The organism is Chryseobacterium sp. RU37D, from assembly GCF_900156075.1.
Classification (GTDB): Bacteria; Bacteroidota; Bacteroidia; order Flavobacteriales; family Weeksellaceae; genus Chryseobacterium.
Map to the genome: position 1 here is coordinate 180,527 of NZ_FTMM01000002.1, position 17,678 is coordinate 198,204.

Annotated in this window: 15 protein-coding genes; all 15 read left to right on the plus strand. The window is 34.8% G+C overall.

Annotated elements, in window-relative coordinates; translation table 11 throughout:
• The first annotated feature begins 47 nt into the window (after positions 1 to 47).
• The 15 genes from topA (at position 48) to BW926_RS01795 (ending at position 17,228) form a co-directional block, all read left to right on the plus strand.
• Positions 48 to 2,588, plus strand: a complete 2,541-nt coding sequence (topA, locus tag BW926_RS01730; protein ID WP_076443667.1) for a type I DNA topoisomerase — start codon at positions 48 to 50, stop codon at positions 2,586 to 2,588.
• A 37-nt stretch (positions 2,589 to 2,625) separates the two neighbouring features.
• Complete coding sequence (locus BW926_RS14310; protein ID WP_179077971.1) at positions 2,626 to 2,796, plus strand: hypothetical protein; 171 nt, start codon at positions 2,626 to 2,628, stop codon at positions 2,794 to 2,796.
• A gap of 65 nt (positions 2,797 to 2,861) precedes the next feature.
• Positions 2,862 to 3,932: a formimidoylglutamase gene (locus BW926_RS01735; protein ID WP_076443668.1), complete on the plus strand. Its 1,071-nt coding sequence runs from the start codon at positions 2,862 to 2,864 to the stop codon at positions 3,930 to 3,932.
• A 4-nt stretch (positions 3,933 to 3,936) separates the two neighbouring features.
• A complete protein-coding gene (locus BW926_RS01740; RefSeq protein WP_076443669.1) occupies positions 3,937 to 4,938 on the plus strand; it encodes a glycosyltransferase family 2 protein in 1,002 nt (333 codons plus the stop codon).
• A 99-nt stretch (positions 4,939 to 5,037) separates the two neighbouring features.
• Positions 5,038 to 6,165 carry a glycosyltransferase family 4 protein gene (locus tag BW926_RS01745; protein WP_076443670.1) on the plus strand — a complete coding sequence of 376 codons (1,128 nt, stop codon included), beginning with the start codon at positions 5,038 to 5,040 and terminating at the stop codon, positions 6,163 to 6,165.
• 32 nt (positions 6,166 to 6,197) lie between these two features.
• Positions 6,198 to 7,064, plus strand: coding sequence for a polysaccharide biosynthesis/export family protein (locus tag BW926_RS01750; protein WP_076443691.1), 867 nt, complete (start codon positions 6,198 to 6,200; stop codon positions 7,062 to 7,064).
• Between the two features lie 2 nt (positions 7,065 to 7,066).
• Entirely contained in the window at positions 7,067 to 9,556 is a 2,490-nt protein-coding gene (locus BW926_RS01755) for an exopolysaccharide transport family protein (protein ID WP_076443671.1), read from the plus strand.
• Positions 9,557 to 9,769: 213 nt separating this feature from the next.
• The gene (locus BW926_RS01760) at positions 9,770 to 10,663 is read left to right on the plus strand and encodes a DUF6089 family protein (RefSeq protein WP_083672232.1); all 894 of its coding nucleotides are present in this window, start codon (positions 9,770 to 9,772) and stop codon (positions 10,661 to 10,663) included.
• Position 10,664: 1 nt separating this feature from the next.
• A complete protein-coding gene (locus tag BW926_RS01765; RefSeq protein WP_076443673.1) occupies positions 10,665 to 11,414 on the plus strand; it encodes an isoprenyl transferase in 750 nt (249 codons plus the stop codon).
• Positions 11,415 to 11,442: 28 nt separating this feature from the next.
• Positions 11,443 to 13,995, plus strand: coding sequence for an outer membrane protein assembly factor BamA (bamA, locus tag BW926_RS01770; protein ID WP_076443674.1), 2,553 nt, complete (start codon positions 11,443 to 11,445; stop codon positions 13,993 to 13,995).
• 8 nt (positions 13,996 to 14,003) lie between these two features.
• A complete protein-coding gene (locus tag BW926_RS01775; RefSeq protein WP_076443692.1) occupies positions 14,004 to 14,549 on the plus strand; it encodes an OmpH/Skp family outer membrane protein in 546 nt (181 codons plus the stop codon).
• A 64-nt stretch (positions 14,550 to 14,613) separates the two neighbouring features.
• Positions 14,614 to 15,117: an OmpH/Skp family outer membrane protein gene (locus tag BW926_RS01780; RefSeq protein ID WP_076443675.1), complete on the plus strand. Its 504-nt coding sequence runs from the start codon at positions 14,614 to 14,616 to the stop codon at positions 15,115 to 15,117.
• Between the two features lie 70 nt (positions 15,118 to 15,187).
• Positions 15,188 to 15,673 carry an acyl-CoA thioesterase gene (locus BW926_RS01785; protein WP_076443676.1) on the plus strand — a complete coding sequence of 162 codons (486 nt, stop codon included), beginning with the start codon at positions 15,188 to 15,190 and terminating at the stop codon, positions 15,671 to 15,673.
• Positions 15,673 to 16,533, plus strand: coding sequence for a dTDP-4-dehydrorhamnose reductase (rfbD, locus tag BW926_RS01790; RefSeq protein ID WP_076443677.1), 861 nt, complete (start codon positions 15,673 to 15,675; stop codon positions 16,531 to 16,533). The genes BW926_RS01785 and rfbD overlap by 1 nt, the downstream gene beginning before the upstream one ends.
• A gap of 8 nt (positions 16,534 to 16,541) precedes the next feature.
• Positions 16,542 to 17,228: a hypothetical protein gene (locus tag BW926_RS01795; RefSeq protein ID WP_076443678.1), complete on the plus strand. Its 687-nt coding sequence runs from the start codon at positions 16,542 to 16,544 to the stop codon at positions 17,226 to 17,228.
• Positions 17,229 to 17,678: the final 450 nt, after the last annotated feature.

The window sequence follows — 17,678 nt, forward strand, 5'->3', positions numbered from 1 at the left end:
AAAATCTATCTAATAAAAAAACTTTACTTTTGCAAAAAAATTTTAGAATGTCGAAAAATTTAGTAATCGTCGAGTCACCGGCAAAAGCAAAAACTATTCAGAAGTATTTAGGTAAGGATTTCGAAGTGAAATCCAGTTTCGGGCATATCCGAGATTTGCCTAAAAAAGGAATGGGGATTGATTTGGCTACCTTCAGTCCGGATTACGAAGTTTCTGCAGACAAAAAGAAATTAGTAACAGAACTGAAAGCTGCTGTAAAAAAAGCAGATATGGTTTGGCTGGCTTCCGATGAAGATCGCGAGGGAGAGGCTATTGCATGGCACTTAGCAGAAGAATTGAAATTAAAGCCGGAAAATAGAAAAAGAATCGTTTTCCACGAGATTACTAAAAATGCTATTCTAAAATCTATCGAAAACCCCAGAGATATAGATCAAAATTTAGTGAATGCTCAACAGGCAAGAAGAGTTTTAGACAGAATCGTAGGTTTCGAAATGTCTCCTGTTCTGTGGAAAAAAGTAAAACCGGGATTATCTGCAGGAAGAGTACAATCTGTTGCAGTAAGACTGATCGTTGAAAGAGAAAAAGAAATCCGTGAGTTTACACCAAAAGCAAGTTTCAAACTAGACGGAATTTTCTTGAATAAAGCTGAACAGGAAATTTCAGCAAAACTTAAAAAAGATTTCGACAAGGAAGAAGACGCAGAAAAATTCTTAGAACAAGCGAGAACAACTGAGTTCAAAGTTTTAAATGTTGAAACAAAGCCGGGAACACGTTCCGCATCTGCTCCTTTTACAACGTCTACGTTGCAGCAGGAAGCTTCTTCAAGATTAGGATATAATGTAACTAACACCATGCGTCTTGCACAAAGATTGTACGAAGAAGGATACATTACTTACATGAGAACCGACTCGGTAAACCTTTCTCAGGAAGCTATTGAAGGCGCAAAAAAACAAATCACCTCAGAATACGGAGCAGAATATTCTGCACCAAGAAATTATACCACAAAATCTGCATCTGCACAAGAAGCTCACGAAGCGATCCGTCCTACGGATTTTGCAGTGACGAGTATCGGAGATGCTCAATTAAACAGATTATATCAGTTAATTTATAGAAGAACATTGGCTTCTCAGATGGCAAATGCTAAAATTGAGAAGACAGTCATTGAAATCGGTAATGCAAAACTTCCTCAGCATTTTGAAGCGCAAGGAGAGGTTATCATTTTTGATGGTTTCTTAAAAGCTTACGGAATCGTAAAAACGGAAGAAGATGATGAGGAAAATAACGAAAAATTACTTCCGAAAGTAAGTGTAGGTGAAGTTTTAGACTATAAAAAAATCACAGCAACAGAAAAATTCACAAGGCCAAGCGCGAGATATACAGAAGCAGGTTTGGTAAGAAAGCTCGAAGAATTGGGAATTGGCCGTCCATCAACTTATGCACCGACAATTCAGACCATCCAGAATCGTGAATATGTTGATAAAAGAGAGATTGATCCACAAACTCGTGAGATCATGAAAATGTCTCTGGTAAAAGATAAAATTAAAAAAGAAGTCCTTGATGAGAAATTCGGAGGGGATAAAAATAAATTCGTTCCAACGGATACTGGCGAGGTTGTAAGTGACTTCTTAACTGATAATTTTAAAGAAATCTTAGATTACGGTTTTACGGCAAGAGTTGAAGAAAGCTTCGACGAAATTGCAAATGGTGACCAAAAATGGAAGCAAATGATGACGGATTTCTACTCAAAATTCCATCCAAGAATTGAAGATGTAGAAGAAAATGCTGAAAGGGCTACCGGAGACAGACTTCTGGGTGTTGATCCGAAAACCGGTAAAAATGTTCACGCCAGAATCGGAAGGTTCGGGGCTATGATCCAGATTGGTGAAACGGATGATGAAGAAAAACCAATTTTTGCATCATTAATGAAAGGACAGAATATTGCAACCATCACTTTTGAAGAGGCATTGGAATTATTTAAACTTCCTTTTGATTTAAATGCAGTTGACGGACAACCTGTTTCTGTTGGGGTTGGAAGATTTGGTCCTTATGTGAAATGGGGAGAAACGTTTATCAGTATTCCGAAAGGTGAAGATCCGCTTTCAGTAGATCAAAAAAGGGCGGAAGAAATCATCAATGAAAAGAAAATTGCCGATGCTCCGATTGCTACGTACAAAGGTGAGCCTGTAACAAAAGGAACAGGAAGATTTGGGCCTTTCATTAAATATAAAGATATTTTCGTAAACGTTCCGAAAAAATACGATTTTGAAAATCTTTCTCAAAGTGATATCAACGAATTGATTGATGCTAAACTGGAAAAAGAAGCCAACAGATATATCCAACAATGGGAAAAAGAAAAAATCTCCATTGAAAACGGAAGATGGGGACCTTTTATCAAATTCGGAAAAACAATGTTTAAAATTCCGAAAAAAGCCAACGATACAAAATATGAAAGCGAAGAGTTGAAAGAAATTTCTCTTGATGAGGTTAAAAAATGGATTACCGATCAGGATTCTAAAGCCTTTGCTGAGAAAAAGAAACCTACGGCGAAGAAAGTGACAGCTAAGAAAACAGTTGCTAAAAAAAAATAATTTATAAATATTTATAAAGGTAGGACAGTTTATTTAAATGTATACTATAGAACCTGCTTTTCCCCAAAATTTAAATAGATTCAGAAGGTTGAAACGTTCAATGATTTTATTGGATAAAAATGAAGGAATCCCAAGTTTTTTGCTTGGCGGTACTCAGGATGGGGAATTTGAAACATCTACAACGTTTGTTTTTGATATTTTTTATTAACAAAAAATATGGCATAAGTCTAAGTTGGTGAGGTTTTTTGTATGTTTGCGGAAATAATGTAGTCAATGAATTTTGAAGATTTTATCATTTCACCAAGAAATTTCAAAACTGAAAGCTGGCAGATCGGAAACCGAATCACGAAAGATATAAAGGAAGACAGTATTGTTCTTCTTTTCGTTTCGGATTACAGAGGTGCGAATGGAGCTGCAGAGGTTCAGGATTTTACAGGAATAAGGAAAGAGTTTTACAAATTATCACAGCTTGATTTTGAAACCCCGATTGTGGATCTGGGTGATTTGGTTTCAGGAAAATCAGTTCAGGACTCTCATTATATTTTGCAGGAAGTATTGTCGGCTTGCCATTACAAAAGGGCAATTCCCGTGATTATCGGGGGTTCGAATGATTTTGCTTTTTCACTTTTCTCCGCATTAAATTTCCATACAAAAAATATTAGTTATACTCAAATCAGCAATATTATCTCACTTAAGCAAGGGGAGGTAATTAATGAACATACTTTTTTAAGTAAAATTTTCGGAGCTAAGAATTTCTCCCTTAAAAATTATCATCATTTGGGTTATCAAAAGCATTTAAATGAAGCTGATTCAGTGAGATTGATTAAAGAAGTAGAGTTTGATATCGTCCGTCTGGCAGAAATGATGAATTCTACTGAAAAAACTGAGCCATTTTTCCGAGAATCGGATATGGTAACAGTAAATTGTGATGCCATTGAAAGCTTCAGTGAACCATTTTCAATAAATCCACAGGTGAATGGTTTGAATCGAAGAGAAATCTGTGCCTATATGAAAGAAATAGGGCTGAGTAAAAACCTGAAATCTGTAGGGCTTTTTAATTATAATATTTATTCTGAAAATCAACTGAACCACCAGCTTCTCGCACAAATGCTCTGGTATCTGATCGAAGGAATTAATATCCAAAAATCTCACCCTAAAGAAAGACATTACGAAATATTTTATGTACTGATTGATGAAAGGCAATATGCTTTCAAGCGTGATACTTTCAGCAATCTCTGGTATTTCGGCGATGATGAAAATATAGAAAATTGTATTCCCTGTACACGAAAAGATTTTGATGAAGCCAAAAAAGGCTGGCTGAACGCACGACTGACAAAAATTTAATGTAATGACATACGTCCCCTCAAAAGTTTCCATTATTGTTCCGGTTTATAATGTCGAAAACTATTTGGCTAAATGTCTTGATTCTTTGGTTAATCAGACACATCAGAATATTGAAATTCTGGTGGTAAACGATGGAAGCAAAGACAAATCAGAGCGGATTATTCAAGAATATGCTCAAAAGTTTCCCGAGAAAATTAAGCCTTTCATTAAAGAAAACGGAGGTTTGAGTGATGCCAGGAATTTTGGAATTGACATAGCATCAGGTGATTACATAGGCTTTGTAGATAGCGACGATTATGTAACACCAACTATGTTTGAAGAAATGACAAATCTAGCGGAAAAATATCAAGCGAAAATGGTGATCTGTAACATTCAAAAAGTAGATCAAAATGGAAATGTCACTCAAAAATTGACACAAATTCCGAATATGCTGGAAAAGATTGATCTTGATTCGAATTTTTCTGTTTTTTCTGATTTAAGTTATTTTGCATGCAATAAATTGTTCAGGAAAGATCTTTTTAATGAAAAAAGATTTAAAAAAGGCGCCCACTTTGAAGATATTCAATTGATTCCTCAGCTTTTACTGGAGTGTGATATTATTGCACAGACACAGAATTTTCATTATCAATATCTTGAGCGTACGGATTCTATCACCAAAACCCACACAGAAAAGGGGCTTGATATTTTGAAGGCAGTGGAAGATGTAGAAATCGTTTTTAGGAGCTCTCAATATTCAAAAAAATTGAAAGAACTGAAGAATTTCCAGATTTTTGAGGGAATTTATTCTTTTTTAGCTTATTTGGCTTTTGTGAAGGATGAAGAAGTCTTTTATAGTATGTCGGCAAGATTAGAAGCTTTTATGAACGAACGCAATATAAAAATTAAAGATATATTAATGTATAGTCGTTTTGATAAAAATTATCTATTATCTTTGCCACTGAAAAAAAAGATTTTTTATCTGTTGTTTTTTGCAGGTCAGAATAAATTGATAAGGAAATTAGTTTAAACGCAAGTGTAAGTGCTATTTGTAAAACTAAGGATGAAATGGTTTTTATATGTCGATAAGAGCTTTCTTTGAAAAACATTAAGTGCTGAATAGAAAAAAATGAAGAATTTTGAATTGTTCTTAACTCAATCGGGCGTTCCTATTTTTTATGTAAAGATAGGATTGGGTTTTTTATTTTCATTCCTAATCACGTTTTCCTCAGTTCCTACCATTATTAAGATTTCCAGGAGGAAAAACCTAATGGATGAGCCCGGCGTGAGAAGTTCTCATCTCCGAAAGATCCCAAATCTCGGAGGAATTGCTATTTTTTATTCTATAGGGATCAGTGCATCTATTTTTGCCTATGAACTTTTTGATTTATACAAATTTTTATTCGCTTCCCTGGTAATTCTGCTTTACATAGGTGTAATGGATGATATTGTGGTGATGAGAGCTTATAAGAAGCTTGTTGCACAGATCGTGGTTTCGTCTTTAATTGTAATAGGTTCGGATATCAGGATCAGAAGTTTATTTGGCATTTTCGGAATTTATGAAATGGAATATCTCATTAGTATATTGTTTAGTATTACTACTTTTATTATTCTTATTAATGCCTTTAATCTTATCGATGGGATTGACGGGCTTGCTGGAGGATATTCTATGATCTGTAGCGCACTTTTCGGGATAAGCTATTACAGATTAGGTGAGTATAATTATCCTTTGGTAGTTCTTTCTGTTATAATAATAGGAGCTGTTTTAGCCTTTTTGTATTATAATTTGTCTAATTACAGAACTAATAAAATCTTCATGGGAGATACCGGTTCTATGCTTTTAGGCTTTTTACTGGCTTTTACTTCCATATGTTTTATTGATATTTTTATTGACAAGGAACTTCCGAATGTTCCGAAGTATCATCTTCAGTCAGCCCCGGTAGTGGCTGTTGCTATTCTCATACTTCCTATTGTAGATACCCTGAATGTGATTATCATAAGGCTGGCTAATAAAAAATCACCCTTTGATGCAGACAAAAACCATATACATCATAAGTTATTAAAACTCAATCTTACACACAGACGATCAAGTTTTTATATCATTGTATATTACCTTTTTGTAGTGAGTGTAGCTTATTATTTCAGACATATAAACGTAAATCTGTTACTGGGAATTATTATTTTTCTCGGTTTTTTAGGAGCTTATATACCAGATTTTATTTATATTTTGAAAAATAATAAAAAGACAAACAATTAATCTTTATTTTTGCAAACAATTTGAAAAATATGATGAAGAATTATAAGTATTTATTACTGCTATTATTACCCTTTCTAATTATTACCTCTTGTATCACAACAAAGGATGTGCGATACATGCAGCCTAATGAAAATCTAGTAATTAACGAAGAAGGTCTGGTTCCCTACAATGTTCCTGTTTATAGAATTACTAAAAATGATATTCTAAATCTTAATATTGTTACAACTCCAAAAGGAGATGCTGCACAGTTTTATTCAGCTCTTAACACATCTGGATCTTCAGTTGCCCCAACCACAAATGCTACAGCTACAGGTGGTCGTGGAACCGTTTCCGGTTCAGGAGTTGGAGGAAATGCGGTTTTCTATTTTAATGGATTAAAAGTTGACTCTAAAGGGGATATCAATGTTTTCGGAATTGGTTATATCAAAGCTGAAGGAAGGACAATAGAGGAAGTCTCTCAGGAAATCCAGCAAAAAGTAAATGAAAATTTCCAAGAGGGGAAATCTGAAGTTAGACTGAATACAGACGGTATAACCTATTATATACTTGGTGACGTGGAAACTACAGGGGTGACCGGAGAAAAGGTAGCCCATAAAAATACACTTACCATTACCGAAGCATTAGCAATCAACGGAGGTTTAAACAGAACTATCGACAGAAAGAATATTGTTATCCACAGAAAATTGCCTGAAGGAATCAAGATAGCCAGAATTGACCTTACCCGTGAAGATGTGATGAATTCACCGTATTATTATGTTCAAAATGGTGATGAAATCTATTTCAATACAAGAGCGAAAAGTTTGAACGGATTCGGAAAAGATCCTATCCAGACCCTTACAACGGGAGTTTCCGTGATTACTACAGCGTTATCAATTTATCTACTTCTTAAAAATCTTTAATCATGATTCCAGGAAAAGACGCTACTGTAGAGAAAAATGATTCTCAAAAAGAAAAATTTGGCTCTTTCTCATTATTCGATATTGAGCATTTTTTTAGAAGGATTTTAAAAAATTGGTATTGGTTTATACTAATGCTTTTTATAGGCTATATGCTATCTTGGATATATAGTAAATATTATGCACAGAATGTATATGCATCCAGCCTGTCATTAAGTATTTCCAATAATACGTCCAGCTATTTCACTCCAAGCCAGTCTATCAACTTCATCTGGGGCCAGGGAGGGAATCAGGATGGAGTTTATCTAAAGAAAATGCTTCTTTCAAGGACGCACAACGAATTTTTGGTAAAAGAACTAGATCTTTTCGTAAACTATTCTACGAAAGGAGTCATAAAATCAACTTATTTGGATAAAGATGATTCTCCTGTTTTTCTGCAGATTGATAAAAAGCACCTTCAGCAGGTCAATTATCCTATTACTTTGGTTCCTAAAAGCGGGAATACGTATGAGGTGGTCTTACCTGAGGAAGGAGAATCTACAAGCTTGTATAGCTATACATCAGAAGGATTTCATTCGATCAGTGCATATGAAAAACCTGGCAATAAAATTATAAAAGTAGGAGAGTGGTATGAAACACCAAATTTGAAATTTAGGCTGCTTACCAACCCTACACCGGTAAAAATTAAGCTAAATAATATTATTGTCAGTTTAAATACTGTAAATCAATCTGTTAGCGACATTGTTTCAACGATTGGCGTAGAGTTCGATAAAGAAATCAACACGATTATGATTATTACCAAAAATGGGTATAATCTTAACAGCACAGTAAATTTTCTGAACAGATCAGTAAGCCAGTTACAGAAAAAAAGACTGGCAGATAAAATTCAGGTGGATAAAAATACAGATAATTATCTTCACGAAAACCTTACTAACATCAGAAAAAAGCTTGATTCCAGCGCAAATGTGCTGAATTATATGAAAACAACTGAAAAGCTGTATGATATCAAAGACAGAGATGAAAAATCTTTGACAAGAATCAAGGAACTTGAATCCAAAAAGGCTGATCTTGAAAGTAAGGTAGCGTCCCTGAATCAAATCAGGCAGTCCCTTGAAAGCCAGAATTTTGATAAAATGATCAGCACCAATGCAGCAGGGTTTCAGGACGGTATGTTTACAGCTTCTGTTTCTGAGCTTAAGGCTTTGTATATGAAAAGAAGGGAAATGGCTTTGATCTATACTCCGAATTCAGAGCCCATGAAGGAAATAAACAGGCTTATTGATGAAGCCAAAACAACCTCTTCGGGATCTCTAAGGAACTATTACAATACTTATTATACAGAAATCGGCAAAATTGACCATGAAGTTTCCAATGCCAATGCAGATCTTTCTTCTTATCCTGAAAAACAAAGAAAATATCTGGATGCTGAAAGAGGATATAATATGATTGAGGCTACCTATAACAGTTTATTGGGAAGACAGAATGATACACAGATGAGAATGGCGGTCAATCAGTCGGACATCAGTGTGATTGACCCTGCAAAGAATGTTGGCCAGCCGCCGATAGGTCCTAATGTAAAAGCTACAAAAGCCGGTATTATCGGAGGGCTACTTGTACTTCCGTTATTGTTCATTCTTGTTGGGGAATTGCTTGATAATAAAATCAGAAATATTAAGGAATTACTTAATGCTACAAGAATTCCGTTACTTGGTGTTATTGGAAACAACAGCAATGAAAATATGCTTACAGTACTTGATCAGCCAAAATCTTCCGTTTCGGAGGCGTTCAGGGGTATCAGGGCAAATGTAAGATTCTTATCCGGGGAAAATGGAAGCAGTAAGATTATTTTGGTAACATCTTCCATTGGTGGAGAAGGAAAGACTTATGTCTCTATCAACCTCGCTTCAGTACTTGGATTAAGTGACAAGAAGACTATCCTTTTAGGAATGGATTTAAGAAAACCTAAAATCTTCGGAGATTTTAAAATTGATAACAAATATGGTATCTCAAATTATCTTACCGGTGAAGTGGGTATAGACCAGATTATCAATAAAACAAGGATTCCAAATCTTGATGTGGCTACTTCAGGCCCAATTCCTCCAAACCCATCTGAGCTATTGATGAGTGAGAGGAATGTAAAATTCCTTGAAGATCTTAAAGAGAGATATGATTTTATCATTATAGACTCGCCGCCAGTAGGTTTGGTTGCTGATTCTTACGAATTGATGAAATATTCAGATGCAAATATTTATGTAGTTCGCCACGAATACACAGAAAAATATATGCTGAAAATGATTACTGAGAAATATCATAACAAAGAAATTGATCACCTTGGACTTGTTTATAATGACTACAATACTAAGCAGGGTTATGGTTACGGTTATGGCTATGGTTACGGCTACGGCTATGGTTATTTTGATGAAGATAAAAACTACAAAGAGCCATTGTTAATAAGAATTCGAAATAAATTTCAGGCAATATTCAATAAAAAATAATACATTTAAGCCCTCATTTAATGGGGGTTTGTTTTGTAAGACGATTTTGAATCTATTAAAAAAAGAATATTTTCACGAGTTTGTCGTTTACTTTATAACAAATTATGTTTTTTTGTTTATTTTTAACTAAACATTAAGATTATCATTAATATAAAAATGTTTTATATTTGCAAAAATTAAATTTTAAAATAACCATAAATCCATATTCTTTTTATGAATAGAAAATTATTGTTTAGCTTCCTTGCCGCTCTAGGGACTATGATAAGTGTAAAAGCTCAAAGAAACGAATTGGGAGTTCGTCTAGGTATGAGTAACCTAGTGGGTGATATAGGGAGAACGAATTATATTTTACAGAAGCCATTGGATTTAAATAAAGCGTCGGACTGGGGTATCCCATTTTATGGAGGGTTATTATATAGATTTAATTTTAATCCACATCAGACCGTAAGATTAGATCTTGGATACAACCAGATTCAGTTTAATGATAAGTTTGCTAAGGAAGAATACAGAAAAAATAGAAATTCGTTCGGAAAAAACAATGTATATGAAGCAAGTTTGGTTTTCGAATATAATTTCTTCCCTGTTAATAATGAGCAGAAAAGTATGGTGAGCCCATATATTTTCGGTGGGGTGGGTGCTTTGATGTTTGATGCTCCTAAGGCTACCTTGGTAAATGATTTTAGAAGAGATGCAGATGGTGTTGCGCAGGCTCCGACCAACGAGCTTGACTTTACAACGACGCCGGTGTATTCTACAGGAACAAAAACAACTATGCATATTCCTTTTGGAGTAGGTTTGAAATATAAATTTAACTATAATTGGGCGATTTTCGCAGAAGCAACATTTAGATACACAATGACAGATCAGCTGGATTACAACAAAATTCTGAGCAAAGATGTGATGTCTACTTATAACGGAGATATCTTGAGTCCTGTCACAGGAGGATCTCTGCTTCAGACAGATGCCTATTATGTAGTATCTAAAGAGAGAGAGGCAAAGTTTTTAGACGAAAGAAATATTGGAGATCTTAAGTCTAAAGATTGGATGAATACCTTTAGTTTAGGGTTGACATATTCGTTCGGAAGACCTCCATGTTATTGTGATTAATATGTCGTTGATAAAAGATAAAATAGATCCTGAGAATTTACCACAACATGTGGCTATTATAATGGATGGTAATGGAAGATGGGCAAAATCCCGTGGCGAAGAAAGAACTTTCGGTCATAAGAATGCCATTAATGCAGTAAGAAATGCCATTAATGCATGTAATGAAATTCATATTCCATATTTAACGCTTTATACCTTTTCTTCGGAAAACTGGAATCGTCCCGCAGAAGAAGTAAATACTTTAATGAATTTACTCGTGGAAACTTTATTGCTGGAAGCGGAAGAAATTTTCAGTAAAGGATTAAGAATGCATGTGATTGGAAATCTGGAAAAATTGCCGCCGCTTGTAAGAGATCAGCTTCATCAGGTGGTGGAGCTCACAAAAGAAAACACAAAAGGGAATTTGGTACTGGCGATCAGCTATGGCTCGCAAAACGAAATACTGAATGCCGTAAAAAACATTAGTCAGGATGTAAAAGAGGGAAAGATAGACACAGAAGACATTAACGAAAAATTATTCGAAAGTTATCTGTATACAAAAGATTTTCCGCCCGTAGATTTATTAATCAGAACCAGTGGCGAAATCAGAATCAGTAATTTCCTCCTTTGGCAAATCGCTTATGCGGAGCTGCAGTTTTTAAATGTTCTTTGGCCGGATTTTACCAAAGATATTTTCTTCCAGTGCATTGTGGATTATCAAAACAAGGAAAGAAGATTCGGGATGACCGGCGAACAAATAAAAATCCAGTAAAATTTAAGAAAAGAAAGACTACGATAAAATGAAGTTTAGACTATTACCCATCATTATGTTTGTTGCTTCTGCACATTTTTATGGACAGGTAACTCCACAGGATAGCACAAAGGTGAGCAATTCTGTACACGCAGAAAATCAAGCAGGAACGTATACATTGAAAGACATCGTTGTAGATGGGGTGAAAAAATATACACCGGCTCAGATCTTGAGATTTACAGGTTTAGCAAAAGGTGAAGCTGTAGACATTCCAGGGCAAAAAATCAGTAATGCCGTAAAAAAACTTTGGGATACACAATCTTTCTCTGAGGTGGAAGTATACGTTCAGAGTATTGAAGGCGAAACTATTGTTTTAAGATTTTATCTGCAGGATCTGAAAGATCTCGGCGAAGTAAAATTCACAGGAAAAGGTATCGGAAAATCTAAAGGCGAAAAATTAGCAAAAGATAATAACCTTAAACCTGGAACTAAAATTACGCAAAACTTAGTTTCAAGTCTTAAAACAAACATTCCTAAAGATTATATCAAAAAAGGATTTGCAGATGCTAAAATTACTATTCAGGACAAGGTAAATGCAGGTGACCCTAATTTGGTAGACTGGACGATCAATGTTGATAAAGGTAAAAGAATAAAAATCGATCACATCGAATTTGAAGGAAATAAAGCGGTTACCGATAGCAAGCTTAGAAATAAAGCCTTTAAAGAAACTAAACAAAAAAGATTCGGTATCGGTGGGATCTTAAAGTCTTCAAAATTTATAGAGGAAAAATACCAGGAAGACAAACAAAATCTTCTGAATTATTATAACTCTTTAGGGTACAGAGATGCAGCTATCGTTTCTGACTCTGTATGGAGAAACCCAAAAAATAACTACGAGATTAATGTAAAGCTTAACGAAGGTAAGCAATACTATATCGGTGATGTTACATTTACTGGGAATACGGTTTACTCTACAGATTATTTACAAAGACTTTTAGGATATAAAAAAGGGGATATCTATGATGCAGTAGGTTTCAACAAAAAAGTAGGTGAAGACGGTGGTAAGGAAGATGATTCTGATATCAAGTCGGTTTACATGAACAACGGTTATCTTTTTTCAAACGTAACTCCTGTTGAAAAATCTGTAAATGGAGACAAGATCAACCTTGAAATCCGTATCAATGAAGGTGAAAAAGCAACTTGGAACAGAGTAACATGGGAGGGGAATACCACCACCCATGACCATGTAATTCTTAGAGCTTTAAGAACAAAGCCAGGAAACCTCTTTGCTAAAAGCGATATTAAAAGAACATACTTTGATTTAGCAGGAATGTCATTCTTTGATCCTCAACAGATCGGGCAGGACATTCAGCCGAATCAGCAGGATAACACAGTAGATATTAATTGGAAATTGGTAGAGAAAGGCTCTTCTCAGGTTCAGCTGCAGGCAGGCTATGGGGGTAAGAGTTTCATCGGGACTTTAGGGTTGACATTCAACAATTTCTCATTGAGAAATTTCCTTAAGTTTAAAGACTTTAGGCCGGTTCCTCAAGGTGATGGCCAAACATTATCCATTCAGGCACAGGCAGGGCAATATTTCCAAAACTATGGTGTTTCATTTACTGAGCCTTGGTTATTTGGAACAAGACCAACCGCACTTTCTGTAAGTTTAAATAATTCAAGGGTAAAATATTCTGATGCCTATGGAGATGCCCAGAAATTAAATATTTTCTCAGCTTCAGTAGGACTGAACAGATTATTGAAATGGCCAGATGATTATTTCTCGTTATACACAGGAGTTCAGTATCAGAAGTATGATTTTAAAAATTATCCTTTTGATTTTGGAGGAACAACAGAACTTTACGGAAGTGCCAACAACTTAAGTTTCAATGTAGGTTTAAGCAGAAACTCTGCAGGTATCGATCCGATTTTCCCTACTACAGGTTCAAACATCGATTTCTCTGTAAAGTTCACTTTGCCATATTCATTGTTTAATAACAAAGATTATTCTACAATGGCTCCGGTTGATAAATACAGATGGATGGAATTCTATAAGGTGAAGTTCAAAGCTGATGTGTACAACGAGATTGTTGGAAAGTTAGTGTTAAGATCTTCTGCCGAAATGGGATTTATGGATGGATATAATAAACAATTAGGTGCACCACCGTTTGAAAGATTCTATGTTGGAGGTACAGGTTTATATGGAGGTAGATATGACGGTAGGGAATTAATTCCGTTAAGAGGTTACGAAAATGCTTCTCTTAATGGGGCAGATCCAGCTCGGGGTGATATTACTGATATTACTCCAAAAGGCGGAGGTACTATTTATAACAGATTTACATTAGAATTAAGATACCCGATTTCATTAAACCAGACTGCAAAGATTTATGCATTGACGTTTGCTGAAGGAGGTAACGTGTGGAATTCTTGGGGAAGCTATAATCCTTTCCAGCTGAAAAGATCAGTAGGTGTTGGGGTAAGAGTTTATATGGGAGCATTTGGTTTGATCGGATTTGATTTCGCTTATGGATTTGATAAGCCTATCGGATCATCAAATCCATCCGGATGGAAGACACACTTCTTAATGAATCAGTCATTATAATTCACAATATGAAAAATTTTAAAATTGTTTTCTCATTTGTATTATTCTTGCTTTTCGGTCTAAGCAACGCACAAAAAGTGGGAGTTGTGGATACAGAATATATATTGAGTAAAATGCCTCAATATCAGGAAGCCGAAGCAAGATTAAATGCACAGATCGATACCTGGCAGTCAGAGCTTCAGAATTTACAATCAGAGTATGAGCGTAAAAGATCGGCTTTTGAAAGTGAAAAAGTACTTTTAATTGGAGATCAGCTGAAACTAAGAGAAAAAGAAGTAATGGATCTGGAAAAAAATATCAAAACAACAACAAGCTTACGTTTTGGTAATAACGGAGAAATTGCTAAATTAAGAACAAGTTTGATTGTCCCTTTTCAGGATCAGATCTGGAACGCTGTCAAAACGATGGCCGAAAAAAACGGATTAGGCACAGTTCTTGATAAGACGAGTAACAATGTACTTTTCCTACAGAAAAGATTTGATTATTCAGATAAAGTATTGGATATATTATTAAAAGGAAATGATAAAAAAGAGAAAACTAATAACAAAAAATAAAGTTTAAATTAACTTTTATTAAATTTAAAGATCTAAAACAAATTAAATTATTTATTTACCAATTATGAAAAAATTAAGTGTATTATTTGCAGCAGTAATGATGGTTGTATCGGTAGGTATGGCAAAAGCTCAAAAAATTGCTACTTTAGATGTGATAGGTGTTCTTAACGCAATGCCTGAAAAGAAAAAAGCAGATGCTGATCTTAAAGCGTACTTAGATACTAAGCAAGCTGAAATCAAAAAGAAAGCTGATGCCGGACAAACTAAATTAAAGCAATATTCTGAAGAAGCTTCTAAGAAAACTGCTGACGAAAACAAAGCAAGAGAAGCTGAATTAGCAAAAATGCAGGAAGAAATCCAGCAGATGAACGATAAAGCTCAAAAAGATTTTGTTGCTAAACAAGATGCTGCTTACGAGCCAATCGAGAAAAAACTGAACGATGCTGTAACTAAAGTTGCTAAAGCAAATGGTTATGACTATATCATGGATGCAAACTCTTCCGCTTTTGTATATAAGGGAGGACCAGATGCTACTCCGGCTGTTAAGAAAGAGCTAGGTGTTCAATAATTTTTAGAAATTAACAAACATTTATAAAACTTACCATCTCTCATAGAGGTGGTTTTTTTATTTTTGCAGAATGAATAAAGAAGTATCAACCACGGTAAAAATAAGGTTTAGTGACTGTGATCCGATTGGCCATTTGAATAATGTAAAATATCTGGACTATATGTTCAATGCCAGAGAAGATCATGTAGAAACTTTTTACGGATTTACATACGAAGAATATACCAAACAGACTGGCTGCACATGGATTGCAATTCAAAACGAAATAGCCTACTTAAAGGAAGTAAAATACAATACCTCGGTGGTGATCAGCAGCAAAACCATAGATGTTCAGAACAGGACAGCAAAGGTTGAAATCTTAATGAAAAGCTTAGACGAAAAAACAATCTACGCTGTTTTATGGGTTACCGTGATATACTTTAACGTTAAAACAAGAAAGTCAGAAGTACACCCTGAAAACATTAAAGAAACTTTCGGGAAATTCTATGTAGATTTGGAACAGAAAGAATTTCAGTCAAGAGTTAAATTTTTAAGATCACAAAACGCAAAAAATTCATAATGAAAAAAATAGTAGTTATAGGTGGAAACGGGCAGCTGGGAAACTGTATAAAAAAAATTGCTCCTGATTTTGAGTTGGATTATGAATTCATTTTTACAGATTCTCAAATGCTGGATATTACAGATGAAAACCTGGTCAACAGCTTTTTTTATGACAACAAACCGGATTTCTGCATCAACGCATCGGCTTATACAGCGGTTGATCTTGCGGAAACAGAAAAAGCAAAAGCTTTCGCGGTTAATGCCTACGGAGTTGCTCATCTTGCCCAGGCTTGTCTGAGTCATAAAGCAACCCTGATTCATATTTCTACAGATTACGTTTTCGATGGGGATACCAATTTGTGTTATTCTGAAGATGATTTTACAAACCCAATCGGAGTTTACGGAGAATCAAAGCTTAAAGGAGAAGAGCTGGCTCTAGATATTAATCCTAAAACAATTATTCTCAGAACCTCATGGTTGTATTCTGAGTTTAATAAAAATTTTGTGAAAACCATGTTAAACCTATTCTCTCAAAAAGAAGAATTAGGAATTGTAGGGGATCAGTACGGGCAGCCTACCAATGCAGATGATCTGGCAGAAGCCATCATGGATATCATCGAAACTCCACAAAAAACATATGGAGTTTTCCATTTTTCAAACTACCCGGAAACAACCTGGTTTGAATTTGCACAAAAAATTGCTGAGTTTTCAAAATCAAAAATTAAGCTGAATCAATTAACAACCGAGCAATACCCAACACCGGCAAAAAGACCGAAAAGAAGTACCATGTGCTTGGATAAAATAGAAGAAGTTTATAAAATTGAACCTAAACATTGGGAGAACAGTCTTGAAGACTGCGTACAAATTCTTACACAATAAAATAAAGAATGAAAAAAATTATAATTGCTGTTTTCGTCTTTTTGATTCAATTTTTTAATGCGCAGAACGTGTATTTAACCAAAGTTGAAAAAACACATGAAAATTCAGACAAGTACTTATATAGAATAAATGAAGAAATAAAAGACGCTGAATATTTAGGAGAAATCGAAGTACAGGGTTTTTCTAAAAATGATGCCGGAGTTTTTTCATTAATATATAAGAAAGCTAAGGAAATAGGAGCAAACACATTTTCATGGAAACCCTTTGAAAACATTGATCGTTCGCCACAAAATTTTAATCCGGCAAATTACAGATTATGTTTATATTTTTTACCAAAAGAAAAATTGTTAAATCAAATCGGGGCTCTATACTTATTTGCATCTTCAGAGAAAGATCAAAAAATTGCAATAAATAAGAAAGATTATACGATCTCACCAAGGTCATATTTAGTATTAAAGACGGTTCCTGGTGAAGTTTATACCATCTCAACAAAAAAACTTTTGGGATCAACCATAAAAATCCAGCCCAAAGAAAACAGTTCCAATCAATATTTTCAGATTTCGGCTACAAAAATCAAATCCGACGAAACCGGAGTTGGGGGCCTCAATTTAAAAAGCGGTGACATCATAGGTCTTGAAAAATCTTACGCTGAATTTTTAAGCATTATTTATAAAAAAGAACAACAGAGCAACTAAGCTCTGTTTTTTATTTACATCATGGCTTTAATTTAAATTCATCAATAAACTAAACATTCCAAAGTTTAAAGAAAAGCTATTCCGATAAGCATATCAAACCTATGCTGAGCACCCATGCTGCATTTAGAAGCGATCCTCGTTCAAACCTTGAAGATTTAGAAATTTGCCACCCTCCAGTCGCAGACTCGCCAACGCTCAATCGCCCAACTCACTCACCAGTTCACTAACAAATCCTTCATCTATCAAACATGAGTTTAAAAAGTGTTAAATTATTCTCTCTAGTTTCCAGCAGCTTAGCTTCAAATATTGCGAAAAAGTAAAATTTATGTTAGGTTGATTTGGATAATAGGTGAATAAGTTTCTATCTTTGCCCCACTGAAAACGGAAGGAAGTAGGTAGCGCAGGATCGGCTTTTAAGGCCAATTAATTTAGAAACACTTTATAAGATAT